This is a genomic window from Burkholderia sp. AU4i, from assembly GCF_000466765.1.
Classification (GTDB): domain Bacteria; phylum Pseudomonadota; class Gammaproteobacteria; order Burkholderiales; family Burkholderiaceae; genus Burkholderia; species Burkholderia cepacia.
On record NZ_ASSI01000259.1, the window covers coordinates 1 to 8150 of the forward strand.

Annotated in this window: 8 protein-coding genes; 6 read left to right on the forward strand and 2 right to left on the reverse strand. The window is 70.2% G+C overall.

The genetic code is table 11. The annotated features are described in order from the left end of the window. Positions 1-156 precede the first annotated feature (156 nt). The 5 genes from L810_RS39630 (at position 157) to L810_RS39650 (ending at position 5915) form a co-directional block, all read left to right on the forward strand. Positions 157-1995 carry an EAL domain-containing protein gene (locus L810_RS39630; RefSeq protein ID WP_021163756.1) on the forward strand — a complete coding sequence of 613 codons (1839 nt, stop codon included), beginning with the start codon at positions 157-159 and terminating at the stop codon, positions 1993-1995. A gap of 384 nt (positions 1996-2379) precedes the next feature. Further along, positions 2380-3399: a LacI family DNA-binding transcriptional regulator gene (locus L810_RS39635; RefSeq protein WP_021163757.1), complete on the forward strand. Its 1020-nt coding sequence runs from the start codon at positions 2380-2382 to the stop codon at positions 3397-3399. Continuing rightward, entirely contained in the window at positions 3396-4676 is a 1281-nt protein-coding gene (locus L810_RS39640) for an AGE family epimerase/isomerase (RefSeq protein ID WP_021163758.1), read from the forward strand. The genes L810_RS39635 and L810_RS39640 overlap by 4 nt, the downstream gene beginning before the upstream one ends. Then, the gene (locus L810_RS39645) at positions 4673-5581 is read left to right on the forward strand and encodes a carbohydrate kinase family protein (RefSeq protein WP_021163759.1); all 909 of its coding nucleotides are present in this window, start codon (positions 4673-4675) and stop codon (positions 5579-5581) included. Before L810_RS39640 ends, L810_RS39645 begins: the two co-directional genes overlap by 4 nt. 112 nt (positions 5582-5693) lie before the next feature. Beyond that, positions 5694-5915 (forward strand): hypothetical protein, encoded by a 222-nt coding sequence (locus tag L810_RS39650; RefSeq protein ID WP_021163760.1) that lies wholly within the window; start codon positions 5694-5696, stop codon positions 5913-5915. 24 nt (positions 5916-5939) lie between these two features. Here L810_RS39650 and L810_RS39655 read toward each other — a convergent pair whose 3' ends face one another. Then, positions 5940-6134, reverse strand: a complete 195-nt coding sequence (locus tag L810_RS39655; RefSeq protein ID WP_021163761.1) for a DUF2905 domain-containing protein — start codon at positions 6132-6134, stop codon at positions 5940-5942. A gap of 296 nt (positions 6135-6430) precedes the next feature. Then, positions 6431-7624 (reverse strand): class I SAM-dependent methyltransferase, encoded by a 1194-nt coding sequence (locus tag L810_RS39660; protein WP_042978159.1) that lies wholly within the window; start codon positions 7622-7624, stop codon positions 6431-6433. A 13-nt stretch (positions 7625-7637) separates the two neighbouring features. Between L810_RS39660 and L810_RS39665 the strand changes: the two genes are divergently transcribed. Beyond that, positions 7638-8150: SDR family oxidoreductase (locus L810_RS39665; protein WP_042978160.1), on the forward strand; the 513-nt coding region annotated here is incomplete at its 3' end.

Below are 8150 nucleotides of genomic sequence, written 5' to 3' on the forward strand. Positions count from 1 at the left end.
CGCCTTCCGCCTTCCGCCTTCCCACCGCAACGCCCTTCCACCCACGCCCCCCACGCGATGCACCAGCAATGCCCGTCGCGTCACGAAATCTTCATTCAATTCTCCGCGAGCGGTGCCGTTAAGTCGGGCGTCCCGTCGATTCGGCTGCCCTCGCCCATGCCCGCGCCCCATTCCGACTCCGCCGCCGCCCGCACCACCCGCCTGATCGCGGATCGTGCGCTGGCTGCCGTCTTCCAGCCGATCGTCGATCTCGGGTCGGGGACGGTCGTCGGCTACGAGGGCCTGATACGCGGCCCGCGCGGCACCGACCTCGAAACGCCCGCCGCGCTGTTCGCGCAGGCCGCGCGCGACGGCGAGACCATCGCGCTCGAACAGGCCGCCGCGCTCACCTGCCTCGACGCGTTCGCGGCGCTCGGCTGCGACGGCAAGCTGTTCCTCAATTTCAGCGCGGGCACGATCCTGCAGCTCGCGCGCGAACGCGAGCGCGCCCGCCAACGGCTCGACCGTGCGCGGGTCGGCGCCGAGCGCATCGTGATCGAACTGACCGAGCAGAACGCGACGACGGACATCGCCCATATCGGGCCGGCAGTCGCGTCGCTGCGCGACGCCGGCATCCAGTTCGCGCTCGACGACTACGGCACCGCGAACGCGAGCATGAACCTGTGGCTGCGCCTGCATCCGGACGTCGTGAAGATCGACCGCTTCTTCATCCACGACATCGCGCGCGACCCGCTGAAGTTCGAGGCCGTGAAGGCGATGCAGCACTTCGCGCAGGCAAGCGGCGCGCAACTGATCGCGGAAGGCATCGAGAACGAAAGCGACCTGATCGTCGTGCGCGACATGGGCATCTGCTGCGTGCAGGGTTTCCTGCTCGGCCGGCCGAACGCGCGGCCGTCGCGGGTCGTCGCACCGGCCGCGCGTGACGCGATCCGCACGCCGCACATCGCGGTGTTTCCCGGCGCGACGCGCCCGGTGCGCCCGGCCGGCACGATCGCCGGAAAGATGCTGGTTCCGGCGCCGGCCCTGCCGCGCGACGCGACCAGCAACGACGTGCTCGACCTGTTCAACCGGATGCCCGACCTGCACGCGGTCGCACTCGTCGAACGCGGGCGGCCCGTCGCGCTCGTGAATCGCCGCGGCTTCATCGACCGCTTCGCGCTGCCGTACCACCGCGAGGTGTTCGGGAAGAAGCCGTGCCTGCAGTTCGCGAACGACGCGCCGCTGATGATCGACAACGCGACGACGTTCGAGCAGCTCGCGATGCTGCTCGCGAGCCACGACCAGCGCTACCTCGCGGACGGCGTCGTGATCACCGAACACGGCCGCTACGTCGGGCTCGGCACCGGCGAGAGCCTCGTGCGCGCGGTGACCGAGATGCGCATCGAGGCCGCGCGTTATGCGAACCCGCTGACGTTCCTGCCCGGCAACATCCCGATCAGCGCGCACATCGACCGCCTGCTCCAGCGCGACGCCGGCTTTCATGCGTGCTACGTCGACCTGAACCAGTTCAAGCCGTTCAACGACCAGTACGGCTACTGGCAGGGCGACGAGGTGCTGAAGTTCGCCGCGACGGTGCTGGCCGGCGTGTGCGATCCGCAGCGCGACTTTCTCGGGCACGTCGGCGGCGACGATTTCCTCGTGCTGTTCCAGCGCGACGACTGGCGCAAACGCGCCGCCGACGCGATCGCGCGCTTCAACGACGGCGCGCAGCGCTTCTACACGCAGGCCGACCGGCAGGCGGGCGGGCTGCGCGGCGAGGACCGCCACGGCAACCCGGCGTTCTTCGGTTTCGTGACGATGGCGATCGGCGCGGTCGGCGTGCCGGCCGGCGCGCACGGCGCGAAACGCTACGGCAGCGACGAGATCGCATCGGTCGCCGCGCTCGCGAAGCGGCGCGCGAAACAGCAGCCGGACGGGCTCGCGGTCGTCGACCTCGATGCGGGCCGCGCCGCGCTGCGCGATCGCGGCGAACCGCCGGCCGTGGCAATACGCTGACCGGCGGGCAGCCGGCCTCCCTCGTTCGCGGACGCAAGGTGCCCGATGCGGCGGCGATGCGCCGCCGTCCGTCACGCCCGGACGCCCGCCGCGCTGCCGGGCCGCTCGTTGCGCCCGGCCATCCCGCCGGCCCAAGCAAGCCGCCGGGCACGCGTGCGCGCATGCGCGAAGCCGGCACGCTGGCCGCCACTTCCCGCTCGCCGGGCACCGGCACGTCCACCTTGCCTTTTTCGTGTTTTGTTTAGTATTTTTAGTAACGTCGTTTTCGCAGATTAGCGCTTAAAAACCGGTAATTTCCGGGTATTCCCCGGTTATCCGGCCCGAATTCCGCGATACGTTTTACTATACAATCGCTTTCACCCTAAACAAACCGGACCCCGAACGATGGGTACCACCATTCGCGATGTGGCGCGGGCGGCAGAGGTCTCGATCGGCACCGTCTCCCGCGCGCTGAAAAACCAGCCGGGCCTGTCCGAAGCCACGCGTGCGCGCATCGTCGAGATCGCGCAGCGGCTCGGCTACGATCCTGCGCAGCTGCGGCCGCGCATCCGCCGGCTCACCTTCCTGCTGCATCGCCAGCACAACCGCTTTCCGGCCAGCCCGTTCTTCTCGCACGTGCTGCACGGCGTCGAGGACGCCTGCCGCGAGCGCGGCATCGTGCCGACGCTGCTCACGGTCGGGCCGAACGACGACGTGCTGCGCCAGATGCGCCCGCACGCGCCCGACGCGATCGCGGTGGCCGGCTTCATCGAGCCGGAGACGATCGAGGCGCTCGCCGCGACCGGCCGGCCGCTCGTGCTGATCGACCTGTGGGCGCCCGGCCTGCGCTCGGTGAACATCGACAACGCAACGGGTGCGGCGCTCGCGATGCGCCACCTGCTCGCCACCGGCCGCACGCGGATTGCGTTCATCGGCGGCTCGCCCGCGCACTACAGCATCGCGCAGCGCGCGATCGGCTACCGGCGCGCGTTCTTCGAAGCCGGGCGGCTGTTCGATCCCGCCTACGAAGTGACGATCGACGCGGGGCTCGATCCCGACACCGGCGCGGCGCGCGCGATGGAGCAGCTGCTCGACGCGCCGGGCCCGCGCCCCGAAGCCGTGTTCGCGTACAACGACGCGGCCGCGCTCGCCGCGCAGCGCGTGTGCACCGCGCGCGGCCTGCGGATTCCGGACGACATCGCGATCGTCGGCTTCGACAACATCCCGGCCGCCGCGCACGCGAGCCCGCCGCTCACGACGCTCGCGGTCGACAAGGAAGCGCTCGGCCGCCGCGGCGTCGAGCTGCTGCTCGCCGACTCGCCCGAACGCACCGAGATTTCCCTGCCCGTCGAGCTGATCGTGCGGGCCAGCAGTCAGCCCGCCGGCTCCCCGGCACTCGATACCGCCACGGTCACCGAATCATGAACATGCCCCCGGTCCAACCCTGCACCGCCGCGCCGGCCGCCCACACGCAAGCCGCGCCGTTCGTCGCGAGTTTCCGCGATCCGTCGTTCCTGCTGTCGCACATCGAGGACACGCTGCGCTTCTACGCAACGAACGCGTTCGACCCGACGGGCGGCTTCTACCACTACTTCCGCGACGACGGCAGCATCTACAACCGCACGTCGCGCCACCTCGTCAGCAGTTGCCGGTTCGTCTTCAACTACGCGATGGCGTACCGGCATTTCGGCGATCCGCGCCACCTGGAATACGCACGCCACGGGCTGCGCTTCCTGCGCGACGCGCACTGGGACGGCGAACTGCAGGGCTACGACTGGGAACTCGACTGGCGCGACGGTGCGAAGCGCGCGACGCTCGACGGCACGCGCCACTGCTACGGGCTCGCGTTCGTGCTGCTCGCGGCTGCGCACGCGACGATGGCCGGCATCGACGAGGCACGCCCGCTGATCGCGGCCACCTACGAGCTCGCCGAGCACCGCTTCTGGGACGCGGCCGCGGGCCTCTACGCGGACGACGCGACGCCGAACTGGATCGTGTCGTCGTACCGCGGCCAGAACGCGAACATGCACATGACCGAGGCGCTGCTCGCGGCCCACGAGGCGACCGGCCACCTCACGTACCTCGATCGCGCGGAAAAGCTCGCGTCCCACATCACGCAACGCCAGGCCGCGCTGTCGGGCGGGCTCGTGTGGGAGCACTACCATGCGGACTGGTCGGTCGACTGGGACTACAACAAGGAAGACAGCTCGAACATCTTCCGCCCGTGGGGTTTCCAGCCCGGGCACCAGACCGAATGGGCGAAGCTGCTGCTGATCCTCGAACGGCACCGCCCGCTCGACTGGCTCGTGCCGCGCGCGGCCGAGCTGTTCGATGCCGCGCTCACGCACGCATGGGACGCCGACCACGGCGGCCTGTACTACGGCTTCGGCCCCGACTTCACGATCTGCGACCACAACAAGTATTTCTGGGTGCAGGCGGAAACCTTCGCGGCGGCCGCGATGCTCGGCGCGCGCACCGGCAGCGAGCGCTTCTGGGACTGGTACGACGAGATCTGGCGCTATAGCTGGGCGCACTTCGTCGATCACCGCTACGGCGCGTGGTACCGCATCCTCACCTGCGACAACCGCAAGTACAGCGACGAGAAGAGCCCGGCCGGCAAGACCGACTATCACACGATGGGCGCGTGCTACGACGTGCTGGCAACCCTCGCGCGCGCGCAGCGCAGCGAGCCGACGCAATGAGCGGCGGCACGTTTCCGGCTTTCGTGTCGGCAGGCGACATCCTGACCGACATGGTGCGCGCGGGCGATGCGCAATGGACGTCGGTACCGGGCGGCGCCGGCTGGAACGTCGCGCGCGCGGTTGCGCGGCTCGGCGTGCCGAGCGCGCTCGCGGGATCGATCGGCGAAGACTGCTTCTCCGACGTGCTGTGGCGCACGAGCGACGCGGCCGGGCTCGACCTGCGCTTCCTGCAGCGCGTCGCACGGCCGCCGCTGCTCGCGATCGTTCACGAGACACGCCCGCCCGCGTATTTCTTCATCGGCGAAGCGAGCGCCGATCTCGCGTTCGATCCGGCGCGGCTGCCGGCCGGCTGGACCGACCACGTGAAATGGGCACATTTCGGCTGCATCAGCCTCGTGCGCGAACCGCTCGCCGGCACGCTGGCCGCGCTCGCGGCCGACCTGCACGCGCGCGGCGTGAAGATCAGCTTCGACCCGAACGTCCGGAACCTGATGACGGCCGCGTACCGGCCGACGCTGGAAAGGATGGCCGCGCTCGCCGACCTGATCAAGGTGTCCGACGAGGACCTGCGGCACCTGTTCAGCAGCGACGGCCCCGACGCGATTGCCGCGGTGCGCACGCTGAACCCGCGCGCGGCCGTGCTCGTCACGCGCGGCGCGCAGGCGGCGACGCTCTACGCGGACGGCGACGTGCATGAAGCCAGCCCGCCGCGCGTCGAGGTGGCCGACACCGTCGGTGCGGGCGACGCGTCGATCGGCGGCATGCTGTTCAGCCTGATGGCCGCGCCGCAGCGCACGTGGCGCGAGCATCTCGTGTTCGCGCTGGCCGCGGGCGCCGCGGCGTGCCGGCATACGGGTGCGCACGCGCCGACGCTCGACGAGGTCGTCGCACTGATCGAACGCTGACGGCACGCCGATGGCACGAACGGTGACCGGACCCTGTTCGGTCACCGATAAGCGGCGCTGTACATGCTGCGCCGCAGTGCTACGATGAAGTGTCCTTTTGCGGGAGAGCACCATGGACACGAACACGTTCACGAAAGGCATCTACACGGCCAAGGCGCATACCCAGCACGCGGGCAACGGGCAGTTCCAGGGTTACGTGATCCTCTCGCGCGACGACGGGGACGACACCGAGAACACGCGTTACGACGTCCACTCGACGAGCCCCAGCGAGGAAGAGGCGTTCGACGAGGCGAAAGCGCTCGCGCACCGGATTCTCGGCGAGATCGAGCTGTAACGCGCACCGACCTTCAGGCGCGGCTCAGAGCAGCCGCGCCACCATCGATACCAGCATCGTCAGCACCAGCGTCGACATGAACGGGAACGGGTAGCGCCGCCCGCCGAGCGTCAGCGTGACGTCGCCCGGCATCCGCCCGATGCCGAGCTTGCCGAGCCACGGCCAGCAGCGCGTCAGGATCATCACCGCGACGAACGTCGTCAACAGCCAGCGCAGCATGCTAGGGCCTGTTTCCATATGGAACGCGCATGCGTTGCCACGAGAACGGCCGCTCGCGAGGCGCGCGACGCCGCGAATACTGGACGTATTCGCAAGGAGCGCAACGCGGCGAGCGGCCGTTCTCGTGGCAACCCCAAATTAAAAGAATCATGTCACGGGAATGCCCGAAATCGCCCGTATGGCGGCGTCGCTCGTCCCTTGTTTGGCGCGGCCAAACGGCGCTCCTCACTCCTTGCCCTACGAGCGATTTCGGGCATTCGCATGTGCGTTCCATATGGAAACAGGCCCTAGTCCCGTCAGAGTGCGTGCGAGCGATCGCCGCGCGCGAACGCGTCGAGCGTGCCGTCGATGCCGCGCGAGAACGCGATCACCTTGAACAGCTCGCCCATCTCGGCCTCGGAAATCAGCTTCTGCACCGCGTTCGCGGCCGGCAGGAATTCACGGATGTCCGACGGATCGATCGCGGCCAGCGCGTCGGTGATGCCCGCGTTCAGCAGGAAGCGCGCCTGCGACGTGTAACCGAGCAGGTCGGCGCCGGTCGCGACGGCCGCGTCGTAGATGCCGGTGAATTCGACGTGCGCGGTGATGTCCTGCAGCCCCGGGTACAGGAACGGATCGTCGTGCGCATGGTGCCGGTAGTGGCACATCAGCGTGCCGCGGTCGCGCTGCGGGTGGTAGTACTCGTGCGCGGGAAAGCCGTAGTCGACCAGCAGCACCGCGCCGCGCCCGAGCATCGTGCAGACGGTGCGCGTGAACGCCAGCGCGGCCTCGTGCGTCTCGGTCACGTAACCGTCGCCCGCCTCGTCGAGCCCCGCGAGCACCGCCGGCAGGACGGCCGGCGCGGCAGGACGGTCCTCGAACACGAACGCCTGCCGCGCATCGAGCGCGACACCGCGCTCCTGCCATGCGCCGCCCGCCTTCGCGAACAGGCGCACGGGCATCGCATCGAGCACCTCGTTGCCGACCACGACGCCGTCGAACCGCTCGGGCAGCGCGTCGAGCCAGCGCACCTTCGCGGCGAGCGCCGGCGCGGCGGCCGTGATCGTGTCGCGCTGCCGTTCGCGCAGCTCGCCGGACAGGTCGACGATCAGGTATTCGTCGAGTCCGGCGCCCAGCGCGTCGAGCGCCGCGAGCAGACCGGCCGCGAGCTTGCCCGTGCCGGCGCCGAATTCCATCACGCAACGCGTGCCGCTCGCCGCGAGCGCTTCCGCGACCGGCTGCGCGAGCGTCTGAGCGAACAGCGGCGACAGCTCGGGGGCGGTGACGAAGTCGCTGCCGTCGTCGGCGCGGCGCCCGAACTTGCGCGCGCCGCCGCTGTAATAGCCGAGACCGGGCGCGTACAGCGCACGCTCCATGAAGCGGTCGAACGGCAGCCAGCCGCCGGCCGCCGCGATCTCGTCGCGCAGTTGCGCGGCAAGGGTTTCGGACTGCGCGAGCGCGTCAGGGCCGGGAGCAGGTAAACTAGCGGGTTCGTGAGCTTTCGGGTTCATCCCGGCATTGTAAATGACCGTTTCAGCCGATACGTCGACCCTGCGCGTGGCGCTCGTCACCGGTGCCCTGGGCAGCGCGGCCGACGCCGCGTCGATCGGTCGTGCGCTCGCGACGGGATTCGCCCGGCGCGGCTGGGACGTCGCGTTGCAGCGCAGCCCCGGCACGCCGCTTGCGGCCGCCGACGCGCTCGTCGCCGAAGTCGCGGCGCTCGGCCGCCGCGCGGTCGTGCTCGACGCCGATCTGGCCCTGGAAGCCGAAGCCGCCGCACTCGTCGCCGCGTGCGGCGCGGCGCTCGGCCGGCCCGCGTGCGCGGTGTTCGTGAGCGCCAGCGCGGGCGCCGACGACGCGCACACGGTAGACGGCGCGTCGCTCGCCGGCGCACTCGCGCGCAACGTGACGGCGCCGCTCGCGCTGGCCCGCGCGCTCGCCGATGCGACGCCCGACGCCGCGCGCGAGCACGAAGCGCTGCGCGCATGCGCGATCCACGTGCTGGACCAGGCGCTGTTTCACCCTGCACCAGATCGG